The sequence below is a fragment of the Brevundimonas sp. FV1ye28 genome, from assembly GCF_058681135.1.
The window spans coordinates 1,659,273-1,684,018 of the sequence record NZ_CM178731.1 but is presented as its reverse complement, the minus strand read 5'-3'; the positions used below and the strand labels follow the sequence as shown (position 1 = coordinate 1,684,018).

Here is a 24,746-nt window from a genome sequence, read left to right as displayed (position 1 = left end):
TCATGACTGAAGCCACCAACGCCGCCGCCCGTGAGTTGATCGCCTTCCGTATCGGCGAACAGGAATTCTGCGTGGACATCATGTCCGTGCGCGAGATCCGCGGCTGGACCCCCGCGACCCCGCTTCCGCGGGCTCCGGGCTTCATGAAGGGCGTCATCAACCTGCGCGGCGCCGTCCTGCCGATCATCGATCTGGGCGCCCGCTTCGGCCTGCGCACCGCCGAGCCGACCGCGCGTCACGTCATCATGGTCGCCCACGTCGGCGGTCGCATGGTGGGCCTTCTGGTCGATGCCGTGTCCGACATCATCCAGTTGACCGACGAGGCGATGCAGCCGACGCCGGACGTCGCCAGCGAACAGGTGAAGTCCTTCGTCAAGGGCCTGTTCGCCCTCGACGGCCGCCTGATCAGCCTGATCGAACTCGACCGGATCATCCCCGACGCGGCCGAGGCCGAAGCCGCATGAGCAGTCCCGTCGGACGGGCCTCCCTGGTCGAAGGCGAGTTCGTCTTCACGGCCGAGGATTTCCGTCACATCGCCGAAATCCTGCACAGCCACGCCGGCATCGCGCTGAACGAGGGCAAGGCCGCCCTGGTCTATTCGCGGCTGGCCAAGCGTCTGCGGACGCTGGGGCTGCGCAGCTTCCGCGACTACTGCGCCCTGATCCAGGATTCGGCGGAGGTCGACGAGCGCCAGGCGATGACCGCAGCCCTGACCACCAACGTCACCCGCTTCTTCCGCGAGCCGCACCATTTCGAGCACCTGCGCGATCAGGTGATGCCGGGCCTGGCCGAGCGCGCCCGCCGGGGCGAGCGCATCCGCCTGTGGTCCGCCGCCTGTTCCAACGGACAGGAGCCCTATTCGATGGCCATGACGGTCCTGGCCGTCCTGCCGGAAGCCAACGAGCTCGACTTCCGCATCCTGGCCACCGACATCGATCCGAACATGGTCGCCGACGGTATCGCCGGCGTCTATTCGGCCGAACACCTCGAAGCCGCCCCGCCGATGCTGCGCAACCGCTTCTTCGAAAAGGCCCCCTCGCAGGGCCGCGACATGCTCTCGGCCAACCAGGCCTTGCGCGACCTCGTGTCGTTCCGCGAGCTGAACCTGATCGGCGACTGGCCGATGCGGCACAAGTTCGACGTCATCTTCTGCCGCAACGTCGTGATCTATTTCGACGACGCGACCCAGGAGAAGGTCTGGAAGCGGTTCACCCCGCTGATGAACCCCGGCGCCACCCTCTACATCGGCCACTCCGAACGCGTCAGCGGCCCGGCGACCCAGCAGCTGATCACCAGCGGCCTGACGACCTACAGGCTGGCCGCATGAGTGTCCCGATCAGAGTCCTCGTCGTCGACGACAGCCCGACCATGCGCGGCCTGATCACGGCCGCCCTGCGTCGTGATCCGGAGATCGAGGTCGTCGGCTCGGCCGCCGATCCGCTCGAAGCCCGCACCCTGATCAAGGAACTGAACCCCGACGTCATCACCCTGGACGTCGAGATGCCCAATATGAACGGCATCGAATTCCTCGAGAAGATCATGCGGCTGCGGCCCATGCCCGTCGTCATGGTCTCGACCCTGACCCAGGCGGGCGCCGAGATCACCCTTCAGGCGCTCGAGATCGGCGCGGTCGACGCGGTCGGCAAACCCGGCGCCGGCGTCACGGCCCAGGAGGCCTTCGCCGAACTGACGCTGAAGGTGAAGACCGCCGCCCGCTCCCGCGTCCGCGCCCGCGCGCCGGTCGAGGCCGTCCGGCCCCGAACCGACTACCGCCCCGGCGCCGATCACATCCTGGCCATCGGCGCTTCGACCGGCGGCGTCGAGGCCCTGCTGACGATCATCTCGGCCTTCCCGGCCAACTGCCCGGCCACGGTCATCACCCAGCACATGCCGGCGACCTTTACCCCCAGCTTCGCCGCACGCCTGGACAAGGCCTCCGCCGCGACGGTGACCGAGGCCGTCGACGGCGCCCCTCTGATCCCGGGCCATGTCTATCTGGCGCCCGGCGGCCTGACCCATCTGGAGGTCTCGGGCACCACGCCGCGTTGCCGCCTGAGCCAAGGCGACACCGTCAGCGGCCACCGTCCCTCGGTCGACGTCCTGTTCCGCTCGGTTTCCAAACTGCGCCGCCCGATGACCGGCGTCATCCTGACGGGCATGGGCCGCGACGGTGCGCAGGGCCTGCTCGAAATGCGCAACGCCGGCGGCCACACCCTGGGTCAGGACGAGGCCAGTTGCGTTGTCTACGGCATGCCGCGCGTCGCCCAGGAGATCGGGGCCGTCGAGCGCCAGCTGCCGCTCACCCGTCTATCGTCCGCCATTCTCGATCTGTGCGCGTCCCCCCACGCCCAGACAGTCGCCTGAGGATTTCCGATGCCTGCCGCTTCCGCCATCCACGTCCTGATCGTCGACGACCAACTGTCGATGCGCGCCCTCATCCGCAACAGCCTGCAACAGATCGGCTTCCGCGAGTTCCGTGAAGCCGCCGACGGCGAGGCCGGTCTGCGCGAGATGATCACCAAGCCCGCGCATCTTGTGATCTCGGACTTCAACATGCCCAAGCTCGACGGTCTGGGCCTGCTCCGCGCCGTCCGTTCGCACCCGCCGACCCAGGGCGCCGCCTTCATCATGCTGACGGGGCGCGCCGACAAGGAGCTGGTCCAGCGCGCGGTCCAGTTCGGCGTCAACAACTACCTGGTCAAGCCGTTCACCGTGGCCCAGCTGAAGGACAAGCTGGAAAGCGTCTTCGGGCCCCTTACATGATGTCGCCGGAGGCCCTGGCGACCGAAAAGCGGATCCACGTGGGCCAGGGCGAGCACCACGTGACGTCCGACCGCAACGTCATGCTGACCACCATCCTGGGCAGTTGCGTGGCCATGTGCCTGCGCGACCCGGATACGGGCGTCGGCGGCATGAACCATTTCCTGCTGCCCGAAGGGGCAGGGGCGGGGACCGACGCGGGCCGCCGCTACGGCGCCTATGCGATGGAGCTTCTGATCAACGACGTGATGAAGGCCGGCGCCCGCCGCGACCGGCTGGAGGCCAAGCTGTTCGGCGGCGGCCGCATGTTCGACAGCCTGCGCGACGTCGGCATGCAGAACGCCGACTTCGCCGAACGCTTCCTGCGCGACGAGGGCATCCCCGTGGTCGGCGGCAGCCTGCGCGGCCAGGGCGGGCGACGCCTTCACTACTGGCCGTCCACCGGCCGGGCCCTTCAACGCGCGGTCACCGACGGCCATGTGCCTGTCCAGGCGCCGCCCCGCGTCGAGCCTGTCGCTTCCGGCGCCGTGGAGCTGTTCTGATGTTGAGAGCTCAATCCCGCCTGCTGCTGGTCGCCGTCTCCGACGAACTGGCCGAGATCCGCACGCGGCTCGAAGAGCTGGCCGACCTGACGACCGAACTGGTCGCCGACTGCCAGGCGGACCGTCGCGCGACCGCGATGGCCGATGTCCAGGACTTCGATCTTCTGATCCAGCGCCTCGAGGGTCTCAGCGGACTGGCGGCGGCGGTAGGGGCGGGGGCCCCGATCACGACGGCCCTGCACGCGCTGACCTTGTCCGACCTCTATGACCGTCTGGTCGGCGCGCCGTCGGTGCGCCCGACCGCGTCCGCGCCCTCCTCCGGCGATCTGACCCTGTTCGACTGATCGATGGCGCGTCCCCCCACCCCCGACAGAGTGAATCTCGCACGCTCGAACGTGCTTCTGATCGATCACAATCAGAAGTCGCTCGATATGCTGAGCTCGATCTTCCAGGGTTTCGGGGTCAAGCAGCAGATCAAGTGCGGATCCACGCCCGATGCCGTGTCGATCATGGAGACGCGTGACGTCGATCTGGTCCTGATCGACTGCTCGATGCCGGAGATGGACGGCTACGACTTCGTCAAATGGCTCCGGCGCGAGACCGCGCCGCCGCTGCGCTACACTCCCGTCATCCTGCTGACGGGCCACGCCTCCCAGTCCAAGGTTCACAAGGGTCGCGACTGCGGCGCCAGCTTCGTCGTCACCAAACCCCTGACCCCGACCGTCCTCCTCCAGCGCATCCTCTGGCTGGGCGGTGATGAGCGCCAGTTCGTCGAGTGCGACAGCTATGCCGGACCCGACCGCCGGGTGCGGAACTTCGGCCCGCCCGTGGGCATGCCGGGCCGTCGCAGCGGCGACCTGTCCGAACACGTCGGCGCCGCCAAGGAAGCGAATATGGACCAGTCCGATATCGACATGCTGATGAAACCGATGAAGGTCTCGCTGTGACCGAAGCCCGCACGTTCAAGGTCAAGAGCCCTCTGGCCAAACAGATGCAGGAGCCGGGCGGTCGCCAGGTCCGCGACCTGGAGCGACAGGCCGTCGCCCAGCTCGAAACCCATCGCGAAGACGCCATGGCCACGGTGGCCGAGACCATCAAGGCGCTCGAGGCCCTGTGCGTCGAGGCGGCTCCCGGCATGGGCCAGCGCGTCTATGCGCTGGGGTCGTCGATCGTCGATGTGGCCGGCTATTTCGACACGGGCCCCCTGTTCGACGCGGCCTACAGCCTGTGCGAAATCTCCGACCGCATGATCCAGGCCGAGACCTGGCATTGGCCTTCGATCCAGGTCCACGCCCAGGCCCTGCGCCTAATCCTCGCCAACGACTGCCGCGCCGGCCGCACGAGCGACACTCTTCTGGCGGGCCTGCGCTCGATCACCCAGGCGCGCTGACCGACCCCACGCGCCTCTGCCCCGGCCAGCCCTGAAGCGCGGCGCCGACGATCGACAACAGCGCCGCCTGATCCGCGCCGTCCCGCGCCAGGACCGACAGGCCCTGCATCACGGCCATCACCATGCCCGACAGGCCCGCCGCGTCGGTATCCGCCGGCAGGACGCCTTCGCCGATGTCCCGCCCGATCCTGTCTTTCAGACACTGCTGGACCCCGCCCCGTATCGCTGCCACGGCGTGCTGCACGTCGGCGGACTGCGCCGAGCCGCTGGCCGTCGCGCTCGCCAGCAGGCAACCGGGCGGCGTGTCCTCGCCGGTGTAGGTGATCGCGGCGCCGGTAAGCAGGTCGTGTGCCGCCCGATGCGCGGTTGGCGCTGCGGCGATGGCCTCGGCCAATGCCTCCTGGTCGCCCGCATACAGTCGGGCGGCTTCCAGGAAGAGCTGCCTCTTGTCGCCGAAGGCCGTGTAGAGGCTGGGCGTCGAGATGCCCATCGCAGAGGTCAGATCGGCGACCGAACTGGACTCATAGCCGTGACGCCAGAAGGTCAGCATGGCGTGCCGAAGCGCCACGTCGCGATCGAACGAAAGCGGTCGGCCTGATCGTCTCACCCCTTCGGACTGTTCCATAACGGTCACTATGGAATAGCTTGACCCTCCCGCACAAGGGGTTCATGGGTTTCGTAGCAACCGCTACGAAAGTTTCCACCATGTCCCTCACCGCCTATCGCACGCTCGGCCGATCCGGCCTCGTGGTCAGTCCGCTGGCATTGGGGACCATGACGTTCGGCCCGGGCGCATGGGGCGCCGACGAGGCCGCATCCAGGGACGTCTTCAACGCCTATCGGGCTGCGGGCGGCAACTTCGTCGATACGGCCGACATCTATTCCGGCGGCGAGAGCGAGCGTCTGGTCGGTCGGTTCATCACCGAGACGAAGTCGCGTGACGAGATCGTCCTGGCCACCAAGTTCGCCTTCAACGGCTCGGCCAGCCCGTTGACTGGCGCTCAGGCCGGCTCGGGCAATCCGAACGCCGGGGGCGCCGGCGCCAAGAACATCCACCGCGCGCTCGACGCGTCGCGTCGGCGTCTCGGGACCGATTTCATCGACCTCTACTGGATGCATATCTGGGACGGCGTCACGCCGGTGGAAGAGATCGTCCAGACGCTCGGCGACCTCGTTCGCTCGGGCAAGATCCGCTACTACGCCCTGTCCGACATGCCCGCCTGGCTGGCCATGAAGGCGGCGACCCTGGCCGCTGAACGCGGTGTGCCCGGCCCCATTGCGATCCAGGTCGAATACTCCCTGGTCGCCCGCGACGTCGAAGCCGAGCACATCCCCGCCGCACGCGAAGGCGGGATGGGCGTCATGCCGTGGAGCCCCCTGGCCGGAGGTTTCCTGACCGGCAAGTATCGGCGGGACGACACCTCCGACAGCGGCCGGCTGAGCGGCGCCAACCCGTTCGGCCAGAGCAAGTTCGCCGACCGCAACTGGCTGGTTCTCGACACCTTGAAGGCGGTCGCCGCAGAGGTCGAGCGGTCCCCGGCCCAGGTCGCACTGCGATGGGTCATGCAACGCCCCGGCGTGACGTCCACCTTGATCGGTGTTCGCGACGCGACCCAGCTGGCCGGCAATCTGGTCGCGACGGAGTTCGCGCTCAGCGACGACCAGATGTCACGGTTGAACGAGGCCAGCGCGCCCGAGGCGGGATTCAGCGCCAGTCTGACGGCCCCCATGATCCGGCGGATGGTCTTCGGCGGAAACGACGTGGCAGGCTGGCTCGAGTGATGCGCTGAAGTCAGATCACGACGAGAAGAATTTATTCTCCTACGGTCCTTGCGGCGGAGCCGATCGACGCCCAGGTCTCGCGCGGGTCTTTGAAACCGTCAGATCAAGCGCCGCTTCCTCCGACATAGGCTGAGGAGTCGCGGACCGCGAAATAGCAACGCGCTGAATTCAAACGATTGTCGTCCGACTCTGTAGACTCTGTATCGTCTTTTTTGGAGTCGCGCCTCCTGTCAGGCCGAGGGCAACAGCGCCTCCGCAAACCTGCGATATCGCCCGGCCCTGACCCCGTCCGTCGCCCGTGCGATGTCCGGCGCGAAATAGTGGTCGCTGTCATAGGCGGCCACGGCTTCGCGAACGATCGCCCAGACCTGTTCCAGCGGCTCCGAGCTCTTCAGCGGCCGATGGAATTCGATCCCCTGGGCGGCGGCCAGCAGCTCGATCCCGACCACGGTCGCTGTGTTCTCTGCCATCTCCAGCAGGCGCCGCGCGCCGTGGGTGGCCATGGAGACGTGGTCCTCCTGATTGGCCGAGGTCGGCACCGTGTCCACGCTGCACGGATGGCTCAGCATCCGGTTTTCGGCCACCAGGGCGGCGGCCGTCACCTGGGCGATCATGAAGCCGGAGTTCAGCCCGCTCTCCTTGACCAAGAAGGCCGGCAATTCGCTCATCTTCGGATCGACCAGGATCGAGGTCCGGCGCTCCGAGATATTGCCGATCTCGCACAGGACCATGGCCAGCTGGTCGGCGGCGAAAGCCACCGGCTCGGCATGGAAGTTGCCGCCCGAGATCACGTCCCCGTCCTCGATGAGGACCAGCGGATTGTCCGTCACCGCATTGGCCTCGCGCTCCAAAGTCGCAGCGGCGTTGCGGATGACATCCAGCACCGCCCCCATCACCTGGGGCTGGCACCGCAGGGAATAGGGGTCCTGCACCTTGGCGTCCCCCTCGCGGTGGCTGTCGCGAATGGCGCTGTCGGCCATCAGGCCCCGGAGGGCGGCGGCGACGTCGATCTGGCCGGGCTGGTTGCGCAGGGCGTGGATACGGTGATCGAATGGGGCGTCCGATCCCTTCAGCGCATCGACCGACAAGGCGCCCGCCGCAATGCCCGCCGCGAACGCGGCCTCGGTCGCGAACAGCCCCGCCAGCGCCAGCGCCGTCGAGCACTGGGTGCCGTTCAGTAGGGCGAGCCCCTCCTTGGGACCCAGGGTCAGGACCGACAGACCGGCCCGCGCCAGGGCGGTCTCGGCGTCCAGCGTCTCGCCCCGATGACGCGCCTCTCCGACCCCGATCAGGACGCAGGACATATGGGCCAGAGGCGCCAGATCGCCCGACGCCCCCACCGAACCCTTGGACGGAATACAGGGCAGGACATCGGCGTTCACCAGCCCTATCAGCGCCTCCAGCGTCTCGCGCCGCACGCCCGAAGCGCCCTTCGACAGGCTGGCGATTTTGAGCACCAGGATCAACCGCACCACCGCATCGTCGAGCAAGGCCCCGACCCCGCAGGCGTGGCTCAGCACCAGGTTCTTCTGCAGCGTCTCCAGGTCGCCGGGCGCGATCGAGGTATTGGCCAGCAGCCCGAACCCCGTGTTGATGCCGTATACCGTGCGGCCCTCGGCGATGATCGCCGCGACGGTGGCGGCGCTCTTCTCGACATCGGCCCAGGCTGCGGGAGCCAGTTCGACGCTGACCGGGCCGTCGAGGACGGCGCGCAGCTGGGCGAGGGTGAGGGGGGCGGCGCCGAGGGTGATCTTGGTCATGTTCAGGCCTTCAGACTCGGCAGGTTCAGCCCATACTCGCGCGACGCGGCGCGGGCGATCTCATAGCCGGCGTCGGCGTGGCGCATGACGCCCGTCGCCGGGTCGTTCCACAGCACCCGCTCCAGCCGCTTCGCCGCCTCCGGCGTGCCGTCGGCGACGATGACCACCCCGGAGTGCTGGGAATAGCCCATCCCGACCCCGCCGCCGTGGTGCAGCGACACCCAGCTCGCCCCCGACGCCGTGTTCAGCAGCGCGTTCAGCAGCGGCCAGTCGGACACCGCGTCCGACCCGTCCATCATCGCCTCGGTCTCGCGGTTCGGACTGGCGACGGAGCCTGAATCGAGGTGATCCCGCCCGATGACGATGGGGCCCGAAAGCTCCCCCGACGCCACCATCTCGTTGAACATCAGTCCCGCCCGATGACGGTCGCCCAGACCGATCCAGCAGATACGCGCCGGCAGACCCTGGAAAGCGATCCGCTCGCCCGCCATGTCCAGCCACCGATGCAGGCCCGGGTTGTCGGGGAACAGCCGCTTCATCGCCGCGTCGGTCTTCCTGATATCCTCCGGATCGCCGGTCAGCGCCGCCCAGCGGAACGGCCCGATGCCGCGACAGAAGAGCGGGCGGATATAGGCCGGCACGAACCCCGGGAAGTCGAAGGCGTTGGCCACACCCTGATCGAAGGCGACCTGGCGAATGTTGTTGCCATAGTCGGTGACAGGGATGCCGGCCGCCTGGAAGTCCAGCATCGCCTGCACATGGACGGCGCACGAGGCCTTGGCGGCGGCCTCGACGGCACCGGGGTCGGAGGCGCGTTTGTCCTCCCACTCCGCGACGGTCCAGCCCACGGGCAGATAGCCGTTGATCAGGTCGTGCGCGCTGGTCTGGTCGGTGACGAGGTCGGGGCGGACGCCGCGTTTGACCATCTCCGGCAGGACCTCGGCGGCGTTGCCGAGCAGGCCCACGGAGATGGGTTTTCCGGTGCGTCCGGCCTCCTCGATCATGGCCAGGGCCTCGTCGAGCGTTTCGACCATGACGTCGAGATAGCGGGTCCGCAGACGCATCTCGATCCGGCTGCGCTGGCATTCGACGGCGAGGCAGGACGCGCCTGCCATGGTCGCCGCCAAGGTCTGGGCGCCGCCCATGCCGCCGAGACCGCCGGTCAGGATCCACTTGCCCGACCAGTCGCCGCCGTGATGCTGGCGCCCGGCCTCCATGAAGGTCTCGTAGGTGCCCTGAACAATGCCTTGCGTGCCGATGTAGATCCACGACCCGGCCGTCATCTGGCCGTACATCATCAGGCCCTTGCGATCGAGTTCGTTGAAATGCGCCCAGGTCGCCCATTTGGGCACCAGGTTGGAGTTGGCGATCAGCACGCGCGGCGCGTCTTCATGGGTGCGGAACACCCCGACCGGCTTGCCTGATTGCACCAGCAGGGTCTCGTCCGGCGCCAGGGCGCGCAGGCTCTCGACGATGCGGTCGAAACTGGCCCAGTCGCGCGCGGCCTTGCCGATGCCGCCATAGACGACGAGGTCCTCGGGACGCTCGGCCACCTCCGGGTCGAGGTTGTTCATCAGCATGCGCAGCGCGGCCTCGGCGGCCCAGGTCCTTGCCGTCATCTCGGGGCCGCGCGGTGAACGGATGACACGGGTGTTGGGGGTGGCGCTCATCGGATCCTCCCTGCGGCGCTGGCCGCCGTCTGCGCCAGTGTTATGTCTAGACATTATTGCGTGCAAGCGGCAGTTTCGACGCATGGATCAGGAGCCGCTGCACCGCCGGATCGCGGGGGATATCGAGCGTCGCATCGCCTCGGGCGAGTGGCGGCCGGGCTTCCGCATCCCGACCGAGGCGACCCTGACGACCGACTACGGCTGCGCCCGGATGACGGTGTCGCGCGCCATGTCGGACCTGGCCCTACGCGGTCTGGTCGTGCGTCGACGTCGCGCCGGGACGGTGGTGGCTCACCCGCCGGTGCACTCTTCGGCGCTGGTGGCGATCCCCGATATTCAGTCCGAGGTCGAGGGTCGGGGGCTGGTTTATTCGCATCAGCTGCTGGGCCGGATCGTCCGCCCCGCGCGCGCCGCCGAGACCGATCTCGGCGACCGGGTGATCGAGCTGGAGACCCTGCATCTGGCCGATGACCTGCCGTTCGTTTTCGAGCGCCGCCTGATCTCCCTGACCGCCGCACCCGAGGCCGAGCACGCCGATTTCACAGCCCAGCCGCCCGGCGGTTGGCTGCTGGCCCACATGCCCTGGACCGAGGCCGAGCACCGGATCTCGGCCGTCGGCGCCGACCCCGAGACGGCGACCCATCTGGGCCTGACGGACGGCGCGCCCTGTCTGCGGCTGGAGCGTCGGACCTGGCGCGACGGGCTCGGCGTCACCTGGGCTTGGCAGACCTTCCCCGGCGGGGCCTATGATCTGGTCGCCCGCTTTTCTCCGACCAAGGGATGACCCTGATGACCGCATCCGAAGCCCTGGGCTGGCGCTCCGTCGGCGATCTGGTGGGCCAGCATCCGGACGCGCCTGTGGCCCTGATCGGCGCGCCGCTGAACGAGCGATCGCTGACGCCGGGGCGCTGCGATCTGGGACCCAAGGCGTTCCGGGCGGTCCTGCCGCGCTTTTCGACCTATGATGTGGAGACGGGCTGCGAGCTGGGCGTCGCCGTGCACGACGCCGGCGACGTCTTCCTGAAGGCCATGTCGCCCGCCGATGCTTTCGAGCCGGTGCGTGGCGCGGTGGCGGCCCAAGGGTCGCGCGGCCTGACCATCCTCGTCGGAGGCAACAACGCAATCACCCGGCCCGGCGTCCACGGGCTGGGTCTGGAGCGGACTGCGCTGCTGACGCTCGACGCCCATTTCGACCTCCGCGATACGGATCAGGGCCTGACCAACGGCAATCCGGTCCAGGCCCTTCTGGACGACGGCATGGACGGGGCGCGCATCAGCCAGATCGGCCTCGCCCCCTTCGCCAACACCCGGCGCGCGCATGAGAAGGCCAAGACGGCGGGCATCTCGGTCCGCATGGCGCGCGAGTGCGGCGACCGGGGCCTGGCCGTCGTCGTGGCCGAGGAGCTGGAACGGCTCGCGGCGCTGGCCGAGGTCATCTATGTGGACTTCGACATCGACGTCATCGACCGCAGCCAGTGGCCTGCGTCGCCCGGCGCGCGACCAGGCGGAGTGTCTGTCCAGGACTTCTTCGATGCGACGCGTGTAATCGGCGCGCACCCGAAGGTGAAGGCCGTCGACCTGACCGAATACGATCCCTCGCTGGAGATCGGCGACCTTGGCTCCCTGACCGTGGGGCGGTGGTTCTGCGAACTCCTGGCCGGGTTCGAGACGCGATGATCCGCGCTGACCGACTGATCACGGACTGCCATGTCGCCACGATGGTGGACGGCGGTGTCGCCTATGGCGCGATCGAGGACGCCGCAATCCTGATCCGTGAGGGCCGCATCGCCTGGGTCGGGCCGCGCGGGGACCTGCCGCCGCACGATGCCATTCATACAGACCGGCTGGACGGCCGCTGGGTCACGCCGGGCCTGGTCGATTGCCACACCCACCTGGTCTTCGGCGGCGACCGTTCGGGGGAGTTCGAACAGCGTCTGAACGGCGCGACCTATGAAGAGATCGCGCGGGCCGGCGGGGGCATCGTCTCGTCGATGGCGGCGACGCGGGCGGCGTCGGAGGACGCGCTCTACGCTTCGGCCTTGTCGCGGCTAGCAGGCTTGAAGGCCACCGGCGTCACGACCGTCGAGATCAAGTCCGGCTACGGCCTCGACCACGACGCCGAGCTGAAGATGCTGCGCGTCGCTCGCCGCATCGGGCGTGAGGCCGGGGTCCGTGTCCGCACCTCCTATCTCGGCCTGCACACCGTGCCGCCCGAGCATCGCACTGACCGCTCGGCCTATGTCGATATCGCCACCGACGACATCCTGCCGGCCGCCCATGCCGAGGGTCTGGTCGATGCGGTCGATGCCTATTGCGAGCCCATCGCCTTTTCCGACGCCGAGGTGTCGCGCCTGTTCGAAAAGGCGAGGGCGCTGGGCCTGCCGGTCAAGCTGCACGCCGACCAGCTGTCGGATGGGGGAGGGGCCGCGCTGGCCGCCCGCTACGGCGCCCTGTCCGCCGACCACATCGAACACTCCAACGAGGCGGGCATCGAAGCGATGGGACAGGCCGGCGTCGTCGCTGTCCTTCTGCCCGGCGCCTATCTGATGCTGCGCGAGACGACCCCGCCGCAGATCGAGGCGCTGCGTCGGCACGGCGTGGCGATGGCAGTGGCGACCGACTGCAATCCCGGCACCTCGCCGGTCGCCTCGATGACGGCGGCGATGACCCTGGCCTGCGTCCAGTTCCGCCTGACGCCAGAGGAGGCGCTGGCCGGCGCGACCCGCCATGCGGCGAAGGCACTCGGCTTATCGAACGAGATCGGCACGCTGGAGGTGGGCAAGGCCGCCGACCTCGCTGTCTGGGACGCCACCCGACCCGCCGAGCTCTGCTACTGGCTCGGCAAGCCGATCCTCAATGCGCGATACGTGGCGGGTGTCCCGGCCTAGCCCGGGTGGGCGGCGTTCCAGGCGACGTAGGCGTCCAGCGCCCGTTGCGGCGAGTTGATCCACCAGGAATAGCCGTTGCGACGGCCGATCGAGATCTCGTTGACGTCGTCGTAGATCATCTGGTTCTTGTCGCCGAAGATCGGCAGGCCGGTCATCAGATCGTAGTTGCGCGACCACAGCGGCCCGGCGCCCTCCCGCTCGATCAGCTTGCGACCATCATCGGTCATCTCAAACGACTGATCATACAGCCGCTTCTCCTCCAGCCAGGCGATCCCCGCACGGATGGCGGCCTTCGTCTCCGCCGACGGCGCGGGTTGGCGCATCAGGAACATTAGGACGTCGGTGGTCTCGCCGCTGGCGATCGACTGGGGCTCGTAGTTGCGGGCGCTGGACGGGCTCAGCGTCAATGGATCGACCTGTTGCGGCCAGGCCGTCAACTGACCGTCGACCCGGACCTGGGCGGCCAGGATGACCCGGACCGCGCGGCGAACCGAATGATCAGCACGCGCCTCGAAGTCTTCCGACAGGAAGCCGAAGCCGTTCTGGTTCTCGACCACGTCCTCCAGCAGCATGGCGGCCTCGGCCACGGCATTGTCGTTGAAGGTGACCGCGTCGTGGAAACCGCCCTCGACCGGCCAGTTCTGGGGCCAACCGCCGTTCGGATACTGGGCGTTCAAAAGGTACTCGACGCCCTTGGTCACACTGGCGCGATAGGCGTCGCCCTCCGGTCCCGGCGCCTGTTCGGCGACCTTGGCGAGGAAGCGCATCTCGGAGGTGGTGGCGCCGTTGTCCAGCGTGCCGACGAAGGTCCAGAAGCGGTCCACGGGCGCGTCGAAATTCTGTGGGTTCAACTCCATCGTCTCGGCGTCGTTGGAGAAGCGCTGGCCGGGCAGGCGGGCCAGGCGGCGATCCTGGTTCTTGCTCCAGCCGCCCGCCGGGGTCTGGAAGCTCACGGTCGCGTCGGCCAGGGTGCGGGCCTCGGCCGAAGCGTACCAGGCCGCGTCGCGGTCGAGCGGAAGATATTGGAGCCCGCCACCGGAGGCGATGGGCGGCGGCGGCACGGTCGAGCCGGCCGGCAGTTCGGCGGTCAGGGCCGCACGGTCGAGCAACGCCTGCGCATGCGACCGGTCCAGATAGGCGGCCCAGGCCTGACGGTTTGCGGCGTCGGGCAATTGGGCGATCCGTTCGGCGGTCAGGGACTGAGCCGGGACGTTCTGTCGGAGGATTTCGGCGTGAACGGCCGGCGCGAGCGCGAGACCCAACAGAAGCGGAAGCAGGGCCACGGCCCGGGTGCGATACGCTGACATCAAGAGCCGTCCCTGGATCGAAGCGACGGTCTCGCCGCTTTCTCATTATGTTGCACGACATGCTATATGATGAGATCGCTTGGTCAACTCACCAACCGTGATGGAGTCGCACCCGATGCAGAAGATCGCGTTTGTCATGCATCTGAACCCCGGCGCCGAGGCCGAATACAAGGCGCGGCACAACGCGCTGTGGCCCGACCTCCGCGACGCCCTCTATCAAGCCGGGGTGCGGGACTACTCCATCCATCTGGAACCGCAGAGCGGTCGGCTGTTCGCCACCTTGTGGCGCAGCGACGATCACCGAATGGACGATCTGCCGAACCTGCCGGTGATGAAGCGGTGGTGGGCGCATATGGCCGACCTCATGCAGACCGAACCGTCCGGAGCGCCGGTGCAGACGGTCTTGATCGACATGTTCCATCTGGAATGACCGTCGCTTGACGGCCTCGCTTCACGCCCTCTAGGGTGAATCCAAATAATGAACCGCATGGCGCAAATGTGGGAACGGGACGGAACATCGATAGTCGGCCTTCGCTGACGCTCCGCCCTTTCCGGCCTTCCATCGCCTGTTCGTAATGGAGGTCTCACCGTGCCCGGCAACCCGTTCCTAGGCGTCATCTTCCACTGGCTGGGCGGCCTGGCCGCCGCCAGCTTCTATGTGCCGTATCGCAGTGTGAAGCGGTGGTCGTGGGAGATCTACTGGATCACCGGCGGTGTCTTCTCCTGGGTCGTCGCGCCTTGGTTCTTCGCCTCGATCCAGACCAATGACCTGATGGGCGTACTGTCGGCGACGCCGTCGTCGACGATCGGCTATTGCGTCCTGTTCGGCTGTCTGTGGGGCTTCGGCGGCCTGACCTACGGCCTGACGATGCGCTATCTCGGCCTGTCGCTGGGCATGGCGGTGGTGCTGGGGCTCTGCACCGTCTTCGGCACCCTGATTCCGCCGATCTTCCAGGGCACCTTCGCCTCCACCCTGATCGACAGCCCCTCGGGCAATGTCATTCTGCTGGGCCTGCTGGTGACGCTCGCAGGCATCATCGTAGTGGCCCTGGCCGGCGCCAAGAAGGGCGAGCCGGTCGACAACGCCGCCATCGCCGAGTTCGACTTCAAGAAGGGCATCGGCGTCGCGATCTTCTCGGGCGTCATGTCGTCCTGCTTCGCCTTCGGCCTGGCGGCCGGCGAGCCGATCCGTCAGCTGAGCGCGGCGGCCGGCACCGGTCCGCTGTGGGTCGGTCTGCCGGTCCTCTGCATCGTCATGTTCGGCGGCCTGATCACCAACGCCGTCTGGTGCGGGCATCTGATCGTCAAGAACAAGTCGGCCGGCCAGTGGGTCGGCAAGGCGTCGGGCGAGGATCCCTCGACTCCCGTCGCCGGCAAAATCCCTCTGGCGCTGAACTACCTGTTCGCTGCGATCGCCGGGACGATCTGGTACTTCCAGTTCTTCTTCTACACTATGGGCGAGAGCCAGATGGGTCGCTTCGGCTTCTCGTCCTGGACCCTGCACATGGCCAGCATCATCATCTTCGGCGCCCTGTGGGGCTTCGCCTTCAAGGAGTGGAAGGGCGCCCCGACCAAGGCGCGACTGATGGTGTTCTCCGGCATCGGCCTGCTGATCCTTGCGACCGGCATCATCGGCTACGGCAACTATATCAGTCGGTAATGGGGCCTAGGGCCGGGCGATCGCGTCCGGCCCGATGTCGCTGATCTTCGACGATCCGGTCAGGGTCATTGCGACCCGCATCTCCTTGGCCAACAGGTCCAGCAAGGTCTCGACACCCGCCTGACCGCCTGCCGCCAACGCATAGACGAAGGCGCGCCCCAGCATCACCGCATCGGCCCCGAGCGCCAGAGCCCGCACCACATCGAGCCCATTCCGCACGCCGGAATCGACCAGGATCTTCAGCTCGCCGTTGACCGCATCAGCGATGGCGGGCAGGGCGCGCGCGGACGACAGCACGCCGTCCAGCTGTCGCCCGCCGTGGTTCGACACCACGATCCCGTCCGCGCCGAAGCTGACCGCATCCCGCGCATCATCGGCGTCGAGAATGCCCTTGATGATCATCGGCCCGTCCCAGAAGTCGCGGATCCACTGAAGATCCTTCCACGAGATCGAAGGATCGAAGTTCGCGCCCAGCCAGCCGATGTAGTCGGCCAGTCCCGTCGCCTTGCCGAGGTAGCGGGAGACGTTGCCCAGATCGTGCGGCGTGCCGCGCAGACCCACGTCCCACGCCCAGGCGGGGTGGGTCATGGCCTGCACCATGCGTCGGATCTCCGCGTTCGGCCCGCTCATGGCCGAGTGGGCGTCGCGATAGCGGGCACCGGGGATTGGCATGTCCACGGTGAAGACCAGAGTCTTCACACCGGCCGCCTTCGCCCGTTCGAGCGCATCCTTCATGAAGCCCCGGTCGCGCAGGACATAGAGCTGGAACCACATCGGCCGGTCGATGGCCGGGGCCACCTCCTCGATCGGGCAGACGGAGACGGTCGACAGGGTGAAGGGCACGCCACGTGACGCCGCCGCCTTCGCCGCCTGGACCTCCCCGCGCCGGGCATACATTCCGGTCAGCCCCACGGGCGCCAGGATGACCGGCAGGCTCAGGATCTCGTCGAACAGCCGGGTCGTCAGGTCGACCTCGCCGACGCCGCCCAGCACCCGCTGGCGCAGGGCCACGTCCTGCCAGTCCTCGACGTTGCGGCGCAGGGTCTGTTCCGCGTAGGCGCCGCCGTCGATGTAGTGGAACAGGAAGGGCGGCAGTCTGCGGCGCGCGGCCTTGCGGAAATCACCGGGCGACGAGATGATCACCGCCCGCGCCTACTGCAGGTTCACGAACATGCCGCCGTCGACCAGCAGGGCCGCGCCGGTCACGTATTTCGCCAGGTCGGAGGCCAGGAAGACGACGGGCCCGCCGAGATCCTCGGGCTGGCCCAGACGGCCCAGCGGGATCCGTTGTTCCATGTATTCCCGCTTCTTCGGGTCGGCCAGATCGTCCTTGTTGATGTCGGTCAGGATGGTGCCCGGCAGGACCGAGTTGCAGCGGATGCCGTGCTTGCCCAGCGCGATGGCGCAGGACTGCATCAGGCTGTGCACCCCGGCTTTCGTCGGGGTGTAGTGGGTCTGGTACTCGCCGCCGACCAGGGCGCTGATCGAGCTGACGGCGATGATGGCGCCGCCGTCCCCCTGCCTGACCATCTGGTTCGCCGCCGCCTGGGTCATGAAATAGGCCCCGTGGAGATTGACCTCCATGGTCCGCTTCAGCGTCTCGGGCGGCATGTCGAGGAAGGCATGGAACGGACAGATGCCGGCGTTGGACACGAAGACGTCGACGCGGCCGAAGGCCTCGACGGCGGCGTTGACGAACTTGGCCGCACTGTCGAACTCGGCCACGTCGCCCTCGACGTGGATGGCGCGGCGACCCAAGGCCTCGACCTGCGCGATGACCTCGGCCGCGACTTCGCCGCCCTTGTTGGAATGGATCGCGACGTCGGCGCCTTGGCGGGCGCTTTCGATGGCGATGGCCGCTCCGATGCCGCGCGAGCCCCCGGTGACGAGGACGACCTTGTTCTCAAGCAGCATGGGGCCTCCGATAGGGTGGTTATCTAAGGTTTGGGCGCCCAGCCGAGATCGCGGCTGATGGCATTGGCCGCGTCGGTGACCGTCTTGGTCAGCTCAGCCATGCGTGCGTCCGACATATATTGAGCGGCACTGGAGACGCTGAGGGCGGCGACGATCTTGCCGTCCACGCCGCGCACGGGGGCGGCGACGCAGCGGATCTGGTCTTCGTTCTCCTCGAGGTCGAAGGCGTAACCCTTGGACGCATAGCCGCGCATGCGCTCAAGCCAGACGGCACGGGCGGTCGAATCGAAGGCCTTGCCGTCGGGCGCGTAAAAGTCGGTCCACTCGGGCTCCGACTTGTCGAGGATCAGGGCCTTGCCCAGACCCGTCGAGGCGATCGGATGACGCTCGCCCAGACTGGAGCCGATATTGATGCGGCGACGCCCGGCGACCTTGTCGAGATAGAGCGCGTGATGACCGTCGAGGACGCCCAGGTGAACCGTATCCTCGGTCTGAGCCGACAGGTGCTCCAGCCAAGGACGAGCGATGCGCGGCAGGTGCATCTGCTGGCTGGCGGCATGGCCCAGCTCCAGCAGTTTCGGACCCAGGGTGTATCCCTCACGCGGGCGGAAGGAGAGCAGGCGGCGATCCACCAGGGCGGCGGCCAGACGGTGTGTCGTGCTGCGCGTCAGCTCCAGCCGTTCCGACAGTTCGGCCAGGGGCAGGGGACCGTCGATCAGCGCCTCGATCACGTCCAGACCGCGCATCAGGGTCTGGCTGCCGGACGCCTTGCCGGCGGCGGGCTCTTCGGCTTCGAGCTCGATTGACGCTGTTTGTCCCATCACGTAATCACCTGTTTCAGAATGTAGCAAAACGCGCAAGTCGGCGGTCATTTGCACCTCCAGTTTGACGCGGCACGCGGAGAAACGCCAGTGTCATCCCGAAATATGGGAAACAATCGCCGAGGAGCGATTCAGCGATGAGCCGTCTCTCGAAGATCAAGGCCGTGCGCGCCTATGTCGTGAAGAACGACGGGTCTGGCGGCGGCGCAGACTATCACGATCAGGGCGACGGCCACTGGATCGACGACCACATCGCCACGCCGATGGCCAAGTACCCCGAGTACCGCCAGAGCCGCCGCAGCTTCGGGATCAATGTGCTCGGCACCCTCGTCGTCGAGATCGAGGCCGAGAACGGCGTGGTCGGTTTCGCGGTCACGACCGGCGGCGAACCCGCCGCCTATATCGTCGAGAAACACCTGGCGCGCTTCCTCGAAGGCCGCGATCCGTCCGAGGTCGAGAAGATCTGGGACCAGATGTATTTCTCGACCCAGTACTACGGCCGCAAGGGGCTGGTGGTGAACGCCATCTCCGGCGTCGATCTGGCCCTGTGGGACCTGCTCGGTCGCCTGCGCCAGGAGCCGGTCTTCGCCATGCTGGGCGGTCCGGTCCGCGACGAACTGACCTTCTACGCCACCGGCGCGCGTCCCGACAAAGCCAAGGAACTCGGCTTCATCGGCGGCAAGATGCCCCTGCACCACGGCCCGGCCGAGGGCGAGGAGGGGCTGCACAAGAACCTCGCCGAACTCGAGGCCATGCGCAACGCCTGCGGCGACGACTTCTGGCTGATGTTCGACTGCTGGATGGCGCTGGATCTGAACTACGCCACCCGTCTGGCGCACGAGGCGCACAAACTGGGTCTGAAGTGGATCGAGGAGGCGCTGAGTCCCGACGACTACTGGGGCTATCAGGCGCTGAAGAAGAACGCCCCCCAGGGCATGCTGGTCACCACCGGCGAACATGAGGCCACCCGCTGGGGCTTCCGCATGCTGCTGGAGATGGAGTGCTGCGACATCATCCAGCCGGACGTCGGCTGGTGCGGCGGCGTGACCGAACTGATCAAGATCTCCGCCCTGGCCGACGCCAAGGGCGTGCTGATGATCCCGCACGGATCGAGCGTCTATTCCTACCACTTCGTCGTGACCCGCCATAACAGCCCGTTCGCGGAGTTCCTGATGATGGCTCCCGGTGCCGACGAGGTCGTGCCGATGTTCCATCCGCAATTGATCGGCGAGCCCGTGCCCGTGAACGGCCGGCTCAAGGTCCCCGACACCCCCGGTTTCGGCGTCGAGCTGAACCGCGACATCGCCCTGCACCGCCCCTACGCGCGCTGAGAGAAGAGCCTCGAGATGAAACTGTTGCGTTACGGTCCCAAGGGCGCCGAGAAGCCCGGCCTGCTCGATGCCGCGGGCCGCATCCGCGACCTGTCGGGCGTCGTCGCCGACATCACGCCCGATCTTCTGTCGGCCGAAGGGCTGGCGAAGCTGGTTGCGATTGACACCGGTTCCTTGCCGCTGGTCGAGGGCGAGCAACGCTATGGCGTGCCGGTCAACGGTTCGCGCAAGTTCATCGCCATCGGGCTGAACTTCGCCGACCACGCGGCGGAATCAAACCTGCCGATCCCGTCCGAGCCGGTCGTCTTCATGAAGGCCATCTCCTGCCTGAACGGTCCGAACGACGACGTCGTCATCCCGCGCGGTTCGCTTAAGACCGACTGGGAAGTCGAGCTGGGCATCGTCATCGGCAAGGCCGCCTCCTACGTCACCAAGGAAGAAGCCCTTGACCACGTCGCCGGCTACGTCCTGATCAACGACGTCTCCGAGCGCGCCTTCCAGATCGAGCGCGGCCCGACCTGGGACAAGGGCAAGGGCTGCGACACCTTCGGGCCGGTCGGCCCCTGGCTGGTTACGACCGACGAGGTCGGCGACGTCCAGAACCTGGACATGTGGCTCGACGTGAACGGCAAGCGCGTCCAGACCGGCAACACGAAGACCATGATCTTCACTGTCGCCGAGATCGTCTCCTACCTGTCGGAGTTCATGACGCTGGAGCCCGGCGACCTGATCACGACGGGCACACCTCCGGGCGTGGGTCTCGGCCAGAAGCCGGAGCCCTGGTACCTCAAGGCCGGCGACACGGTTCGCCTCGGCATAGAGAAGTTGGGCGAGCAGGGCCAGACCTTCGTGGCGTGGTCGCGATGAGCGGTGCTGTCTACGCCGGCCGTTTCGCGGGCCGCACAGCCATCGTCACCGGCGGCGCCTCGGGCCTGGGAAAATGCTCGGCCGAGCGCATCATCCAGGAGGGCGGCCAGGTCTCCCTCTGGGACCTGAACGCCGAGGCCCTGGCCGCCGCCGCCGCAGAGATTGGCGCCCAGCATTTCGTCGCGCTTGACGTGTCGGACGCCGACGCCGTCTCCGCCGCCGCGGCCGAAGCCAACAAGATGCTCGGCAAGATCGACATCCTGATCGCTTCGGCCGGGATCACCGGCGCGACCGTGCCGGTGCACGAGTTCCCGATCGACAGCTGGAAACGGGTCGTCGACATCAACCTGAACGGCGTCTTCTACTGCAGCCGCGCGGTCGTCCCCTTTATGCTGGCCAACGGCTACGGCCGGATCGTCAACGTGGCCTCGGTCGCGGGCAAGGAAGGCAATCCGAACGCCAGCGCCTACTCGGCGTCGAAGGCCGGTGTCATCGGTTTCACCAAGTCGCTAGGCAAGGAACTGGCGGGTAAGGGCGTCATCGCCAACAGCCTGACCCCCGCCACCTTCGAGAGCCCGATCCTGGAGCAACTGCCGGCCAGCCAGGTCGACTACATGCGCTCCAAGATCCCGATGGGCCGCCTCGGCGAAGTCGAGGAAAGTGCCGCCATGGTCTGCTTCATGGCCTCCGAGGAATGCAGCTTCACCACCGCCTCGACGTTCGACACGTCGGGCGGTCGGACCACCTATTAGGAGGGCGGGGCGGTGGCGTCGGACCTTCGCATCGTCGATCCGCACGTCCACCTGTGGGACCTGTCGCGCGCCCGCTATGGCTGGTTGCAAGACGATCCCCTGCCCAACAATCCGGGCGGCGACATGAGCGGCATCGCTCATCGCAACTATCTGCTGAGCGACTATTTCGCGGACGCGGGGGACTGGCGCATCGACAAGATCGTCCACGTCGAGGCGGGCCTGCCGATCGGCCAGCATCTGGGCGAGACGGTCTGGCTCCAGGCCATGGCCGATGATTACGGCTACCCTCAGGGAATTGTCGCGGGCGCCGACCTGCTGGACCCTGATCTCGACGCCTTGCTTGAGGCGCATGCGGCGCGCAAGAACGTGCGGGGCATTCGCCAGATCGTCTGCTGGCACCCCGATCCGTCAAAGACCTACAACGCGCATGACCCGCTGATGAACCCGGCCTGGGAGGCGGGGCTGGCGAAGCTGGCGGGGCACGACCTGTCCTTCGATCTGCAGCTCTATCCAGTCCAGATGCAGACGGCGGCGGGCATTGCGCGCCGCAATCCGCGGGTGCCGCTGATCGTCAATCACGCCGGCCTGCCGACCGATCGCGACGCCGAGGGCATGCGCGTGTGGCGCGATGGCCTGCACGAACTTGCGCGCCAGCCGCAAATCTCGATCAAGATTTCGGGCCTCGGCATCACCGACCGCAGCTGGTCGGTCGATAGCGTCCGGCCGATCATTCTGGAATGCATCGAAGCCTTCGGAACGGAGCGCGCGATGTTCGCCTCCGACTTCCCGGTCGACCGGGCGCACGGGACCTTCGACGCCGTCTATTCCGCCTTCTACAGCGTCACTGCCGACTTCAGCGCGACCGAGCGCGACCGTCTGTTCGCCTCCAACGCCGAGGCCATCTACCGCATCTGATTTCGCCACAAGGCCGCATCAAGACGGCCGGGCCCGAGGACCCCAGGAGAGACGACCATGGTCACCGCGACTCGATCGACAAAGCAGCGCGCGCTCGCCGCCGCCTGCCTGGCCGTCCTCATGGCGGCGCCTATGGCGGCTTGCGCCCAGACCGTTGAACGGGCGGGCGTGCCGACATCCGCCGTCGCCCCCGCCACGCGCATCGACCGTCGGGCCCTCGTCACCCGCCACAACGTCACCCTGACCGAGATCGACCGCCACGCGCCGATCATGCTGGGCAACGGCGACCTCGGCTTCACGGCCGACATCACGGGCTTGCAGACCTTCCCCGAGCAATACTCCGAACTCGCCCCCCTGCTGACCATGGCCCAGTGGGCCTGGCACAGCTTTCCGAACCCGGAGGGCTACACCGAACAGAACGGCCTCATCCAGGTGCCCGTCCCAGGGCGAGGCGAGCAGCCCTACGCCTGGATGCGGTCGTGGGCGGATGCGGAGACCAACCCGGCCTACACCTGGCTGCGCGCCAATCCGCACCGGTTCTCGCTGAGCCGGATCGGCCTGACGCTCGCCGACGGCGCGCCGCTGGACTTCGCCAAGGTCACCGGCACGACCCAGACCCTGGACCTGTGGACCGGCGCCCTGACCAGCCGCTTCGCCTATGATGGCCAGCCGGTAGAGGTGGTGACGCGGGTGCATCCGACGCTCGACATGGTCATGGTCGAGGTGTCTTCGCCCCTCGTCGAGAGCGCGGGCCTCGGCGTCCGCGTCCGTTATCCGACGGTGAATCCGGCCATCAATCCGGACACGACGAGCTTCGAAACCGAAGGGGCGCAGAGCCTCTCCATCGTGGCGCAGACCGACCACGAAACGCGCATCCGACGTGCCATCGACGAGACCAGCTTCACCTCCGCCATCGCCGGGAACGGCCGGGTCACACGAGCCGGCGACGCCGAATTCGATGTCGCCGCGAGCACCGGCGATCGCCTGACCGTCACGGTCCGCTTCGACCAGGCCGAGCCGATCGCCGCGACGCCCGCCTTCGCCGACGGCGTCGCAGCCACGACCGCTCACTGGCATGACTTCTGGACCGACGGCGGGGCCGTCGATTTCTCGGGCTCCACCGACCCGCGCGCCGCCGAACTCGAACGCCGCGTCGTGCTGTCGCAATACCTGTCCGCCTTGAACGGGGCAGGGGAGTTGCCGCCTCAGGAGGAGGGGCTGTTCTCGAACTCCTGGTACGGCAAATTCCATCTGGAAATGCACCCGTGGCATTCGGGCTGGCAGGCCATGTGGGGGCACGCCGACATGCTGGAGCGCAGCCTGCCCTGGTATCTGGGCAATCTCGGCAACGCCCGCGCCGAGGCCGCCCGTCACGGCGTCCAAGGCGCCTGGTGGCCCAAGATGACCGGGCCGGAAGGGCGCAACAGCCCCAGCCTCGTCTCGCCCTTCATCATGTGGCAGCAGCCGCATCCGATCCTGCTGGCCGAACTGGTCTGGCGTGCCGACAACGACCCGGCCGTGCTGGAGCGCTACGCTGAACTGGTCGAGTCCACCGCCGACCTGCTGGCCTCCTGGCCGATCGAGCGTGAGGGGCGTCTGAACCTCGGCGCGCCGATGATCCCGGCCCAGGAAAACTACGATCCCCTGACCACCACCAATCCGACGTTCGAGCTGGAGTATTTCCGCTGGGCGCTGGAGACGGCGCAACAATGGCGGGTCCGCAAGGGTCAGCCGCGCCGCGCCGACTGGGACCAGGCTCTGGTGAAGATCGCGCCGCCGCCGATGCACGGCGGCCTCTATCTGCCGATCGAGAACCTGCCGGACTTCTGGCAGACGGCCGCCTCGGACGCATGTCGGGAGCACGCGTCCGAGCCCCAGTGCAAGAATCGCGACCACCCGTCCTTCCTGATGGCCTACGGCTTCATCCCCGGTGCACGGATCGATCCTGAGGCCATGCGCCGGACCTTCGAGGCGGTCGAGGCCAACTGGGACGTGCGCCAGACCTGGGGCTGGGACTTCCCCATGATGGCCATGACGGCCGCGCGTCTGGGCGAACCCGAAAAGGCCGTCGACTGGCTGTTCGCCGACCTCAAGAACAATCAGTGGGGCGTCACCGGCATGACGCCGCGCGTCCACCTGGACGAGCATGCGGACGAACTGGTGCCAGTCTCGGCCGGCGCGGGCGGGGTGCAGATGGCGATAAATCCCGACGGTCCCGGCTACCGCCGCGCGGCCGAGACCTATTTCCCGTCGAACGGGTCGCTGCTGATGGCCGTGGGCCTGATGGCGGCGGGCTGGGACGGCTCCACCGGACATGCGCCCGGCTTTCCGAGGGACGGCTGGACCGTCCGGGTCGAAGGCCTCACGCCCGCCCCCTGATCAGAACA

At 67.5% G+C, this 24,746-nt stretch carries 26 protein-coding genes; 19 read left to right on the top strand and 7 right to left on the bottom strand.

Going from position 1 to position 24,746, the window contains the following annotated elements; genetic code table 11:
- Positions 1 to 2 precede the first annotated feature (2 nt).
- Genes ACW171_RS08350 through ACW171_RS08315 form a run of 8 tightly spaced genes read left to right on the top strand, consistent with a single transcriptional unit; the run spans position 3 to position 4,692 of the window.
- Positions 3 to 464 (top strand): chemotaxis protein CheW, encoded by a 462-nt coding sequence (locus ACW171_RS08350; protein ID WP_492092713.1) that lies wholly within the window; start codon positions 3 to 5, stop codon positions 462 to 464.
- Complete coding sequence (locus ACW171_RS08345; protein WP_492092712.1) at positions 461 to 1,327, top strand: CheR family methyltransferase; 867 nt, start codon at positions 461 to 463, stop codon at positions 1,325 to 1,327. Before ACW171_RS08350 ends, ACW171_RS08345 begins: the two co-directional genes overlap by 4 nt.
- Positions 1,324 to 2,364 (top strand): protein-glutamate methylesterase/protein-glutamine glutaminase, encoded by a 1,041-nt coding sequence (locus ACW171_RS08340; protein ID WP_492092711.1) that lies wholly within the window; start codon positions 1,324 to 1,326, stop codon positions 2,362 to 2,364. Before ACW171_RS08345 ends, ACW171_RS08340 begins: the two co-directional genes overlap by 4 nt.
- A gap of 9 nt (positions 2,365 to 2,373) precedes the next feature.
- The gene (locus ACW171_RS08335) at positions 2,374 to 2,763 is read left to right on the top strand and encodes a response regulator (RefSeq protein ID WP_492092710.1); all 390 of its coding nucleotides are present in this window, start codon (positions 2,374 to 2,376) and stop codon (positions 2,761 to 2,763) included.
- Positions 2,760 to 3,302, top strand: coding sequence for a chemotaxis protein CheD (locus ACW171_RS08330; RefSeq protein WP_492092709.1), 543 nt, complete (start codon positions 2,760 to 2,762; stop codon positions 3,300 to 3,302). The genes ACW171_RS08335 and ACW171_RS08330 overlap by 4 nt, the downstream gene beginning before the upstream one ends.
- On the top strand, positions 3,302 to 3,646 hold the full coding sequence (locus ACW171_RS08325; protein ID WP_492092708.1) for a DUF8776 family protein: 345 nt from the start codon (positions 3,302 to 3,304) through the stop codon (positions 3,644 to 3,646). Before ACW171_RS08330 ends, ACW171_RS08325 begins: the two co-directional genes overlap by 1 nt.
- A 3-nt stretch (positions 3,647 to 3,649) precedes the next feature.
- Positions 3,650 to 4,249 carry a response regulator gene (locus ACW171_RS08320; RefSeq protein ID WP_492092707.1) on the top strand — a complete coding sequence of 200 codons (600 nt, stop codon included), beginning with the start codon at positions 3,650 to 3,652 and terminating at the stop codon, positions 4,247 to 4,249.
- The gene (locus tag ACW171_RS08315) at positions 4,246 to 4,692 is read left to right on the top strand and encodes a chemotaxis protein CheE (RefSeq protein WP_492092706.1); all 447 of its coding nucleotides are present in this window, start codon (positions 4,246 to 4,248) and stop codon (positions 4,690 to 4,692) included. Before ACW171_RS08320 ends, ACW171_RS08315 begins: the two co-directional genes overlap by 4 nt.
- Here ACW171_RS08315 and ACW171_RS08310 read toward each other — a convergent pair.
- Positions 4,676 to 5,260 (bottom strand): TetR/AcrR family transcriptional regulator, encoded by a 585-nt coding sequence (locus ACW171_RS08310; protein WP_492092705.1) that lies wholly within the window; start codon positions 5,258 to 5,260, stop codon positions 4,676 to 4,678. The genes ACW171_RS08315 and ACW171_RS08310 overlap by 17 nt on opposite strands.
- Positions 5,261 to 5,397: 137 nt before the next feature.
- On the opposite strand from ACW171_RS08310, the gene ACW171_RS08305 reads away from it, so the two are divergent.
- Entirely contained in the window at positions 5,398 to 6,474 is a 1,077-nt protein-coding gene (locus ACW171_RS08305; protein ID WP_492092704.1) for an aldo/keto reductase, read from the top strand.
- 230 nt (positions 6,475 to 6,704) lie between these two features.
- Here ACW171_RS08305 and hutH read toward each other — a convergent pair whose 3' ends face one another.
- The gene (gene hutH / locus ACW171_RS08300; protein WP_492092703.1) at positions 6,705 to 8,234 is read right to left on the bottom strand and encodes a histidine ammonia-lyase; all 1,530 of its coding nucleotides are present in this window, start codon (positions 8,232 to 8,234) and stop codon (positions 6,705 to 6,707) included.
- Positions 8,235 to 8,236: 2 nt separating this feature from the next.
- Positions 8,237 to 9,904 (bottom strand): urocanate hydratase, encoded by a 1,668-nt coding sequence (gene hutU / locus ACW171_RS08295; protein WP_492092702.1) that lies wholly within the window; start codon positions 9,902 to 9,904, stop codon positions 8,237 to 8,239.
- A gap of 82 nt (positions 9,905 to 9,986) precedes the next feature.
- Between hutU and hutC the strand changes: the two genes are divergently transcribed.
- From hutC to hutI, 3 genes are read left to right on the top strand one after another with little or no spacing between them, the layout of a single operon-like run.
- Positions 9,987 to 10,688, top strand: coding sequence for a histidine utilization transcriptional repressor HutC (gene hutC, locus ACW171_RS08290; RefSeq protein ID WP_492092701.1), 702 nt, complete (start codon positions 9,987 to 9,989; stop codon positions 10,686 to 10,688).
- 5 nt (positions 10,689 to 10,693) lie between these two features.
- Positions 10,694 to 11,581: an agmatinase family protein gene (locus tag ACW171_RS08285; protein ID WP_492092700.1), complete on the top strand. Its 888-nt coding sequence runs from the start codon at positions 10,694 to 10,696 to the stop codon at positions 11,579 to 11,581.
- The gene (gene hutI / locus ACW171_RS08280) at positions 11,581 to 12,792 is read left to right on the top strand and encodes an imidazolonepropionase (protein WP_492096608.1); all 1,212 of its coding nucleotides are present in this window, start codon (positions 11,581 to 11,583) and stop codon (positions 12,790 to 12,792) included. Before ACW171_RS08285 ends, hutI begins: the two co-directional genes overlap by 1 nt.
- Here hutI and pelA read toward each other — a convergent pair.
- Entirely contained in the window at positions 12,789 to 14,099 is a 1,311-nt protein-coding gene (pelA, locus tag ACW171_RS08275; protein ID WP_492092699.1) for a pectate lyase, read from the bottom strand. The two genes, hutI and pelA, sit on opposite strands and share 4 nt — an antisense overlap.
- A gap of 115 nt (positions 14,100 to 14,214) precedes the next feature.
- Here pelA and ACW171_RS08270 point away from each other — a divergent pair, with 115 nt between their 5' ends.
- On the top strand, positions 14,215 to 14,529 hold the full coding sequence (locus ACW171_RS08270; protein ID WP_492092698.1) for an L-rhamnose mutarotase: 315 nt from the start codon (positions 14,215 to 14,217) through the stop codon (positions 14,527 to 14,529).
- Positions 14,530 to 14,688: 159 nt separating this feature from the next.
- Positions 14,689 to 15,759 carry an L-rhamnose/proton symporter RhaT gene (gene rhaT / locus ACW171_RS08265; RefSeq protein WP_492092697.1) on the top strand — a complete coding sequence of 357 codons (1,071 nt, stop codon included), beginning with the start codon at positions 14,689 to 14,691 and terminating at the stop codon, positions 15,757 to 15,759.
- A 6-nt stretch (positions 15,760 to 15,765) separates the two neighbouring features.
- On the opposite strand, the gene lldD is transcribed toward rhaT, so the two are convergent.
- From lldD to ACW171_RS08250, 3 genes are read right to left on the bottom strand one after another with little or no spacing between them, the layout of a single operon-like run.
- Complete coding sequence (lldD, locus tag ACW171_RS08260) at positions 15,766 to 16,902, bottom strand: FMN-dependent L-lactate dehydrogenase LldD (protein ID WP_492092696.1); 1,137 nt, start codon at positions 16,900 to 16,902, stop codon at positions 15,766 to 15,768.
- A gap of 9 nt (positions 16,903 to 16,911) precedes the next feature.
- On the bottom strand, positions 16,912 to 17,673 hold the full coding sequence (gene lra1, locus ACW171_RS08255) for an L-rhamnose 1-dehydrogenase Lra1 (RefSeq protein WP_492092695.1): 762 nt from the start codon (positions 17,671 to 17,673) through the stop codon (positions 16,912 to 16,914).
- Positions 17,674 to 17,696: 23 nt separating this feature from the next.
- Positions 17,697 to 18,494: an IclR family transcriptional regulator gene (locus tag ACW171_RS08250; protein WP_492092694.1), complete on the bottom strand. Its 798-nt coding sequence runs from the start codon at positions 18,492 to 18,494 to the stop codon at positions 17,697 to 17,699.
- Positions 18,495 to 18,631: 137 nt separating this feature from the next.
- Between ACW171_RS08250 and rhmD the strand changes: the two genes are divergently transcribed.
- From rhmD to ACW171_RS08225, 5 genes are read left to right on the top strand one after another with little or no spacing between them, the layout of a single operon-like run.
- On the top strand, positions 18,632 to 19,825 hold the full coding sequence (gene rhmD / locus ACW171_RS08245; RefSeq protein WP_492092693.1) for an L-rhamnonate dehydratase: 1,194 nt from the start codon (positions 18,632 to 18,634) through the stop codon (positions 19,823 to 19,825).
- Between the two features lie 15 nt (positions 19,826 to 19,840).
- Positions 19,841 to 20,692: a 2,4-didehydro-3-deoxy-L-rhamnonate hydrolase gene (locus ACW171_RS08240; protein ID WP_492092692.1), complete on the top strand. Its 852-nt coding sequence runs from the start codon at positions 19,841 to 19,843 to the stop codon at positions 20,690 to 20,692.
- Positions 20,689 to 21,444, top strand: a complete 756-nt coding sequence (locus tag ACW171_RS08235) for an SDR family NAD(P)-dependent oxidoreductase (RefSeq protein WP_492092691.1) — start codon at positions 20,689 to 20,691, stop codon at positions 21,442 to 21,444. Before ACW171_RS08240 ends, ACW171_RS08235 begins: the two co-directional genes overlap by 4 nt.
- 12 nt (positions 21,445 to 21,456) lie before the next feature.
- A complete protein-coding gene (locus tag ACW171_RS08230; protein ID WP_492092690.1) occupies positions 21,457 to 22,359 on the top strand; it encodes an amidohydrolase family protein in 903 nt (300 codons plus the stop codon).
- Between the two features lie 57 nt (positions 22,360 to 22,416).
- Complete coding sequence (locus tag ACW171_RS08225; RefSeq protein ID WP_492092689.1) at positions 22,417 to 24,738, top strand: hypothetical protein; 2,322 nt, start codon at positions 22,417 to 22,419, stop codon at positions 24,736 to 24,738.
- Positions 24,739 to 24,746: the final 8 nt, after the last annotated feature.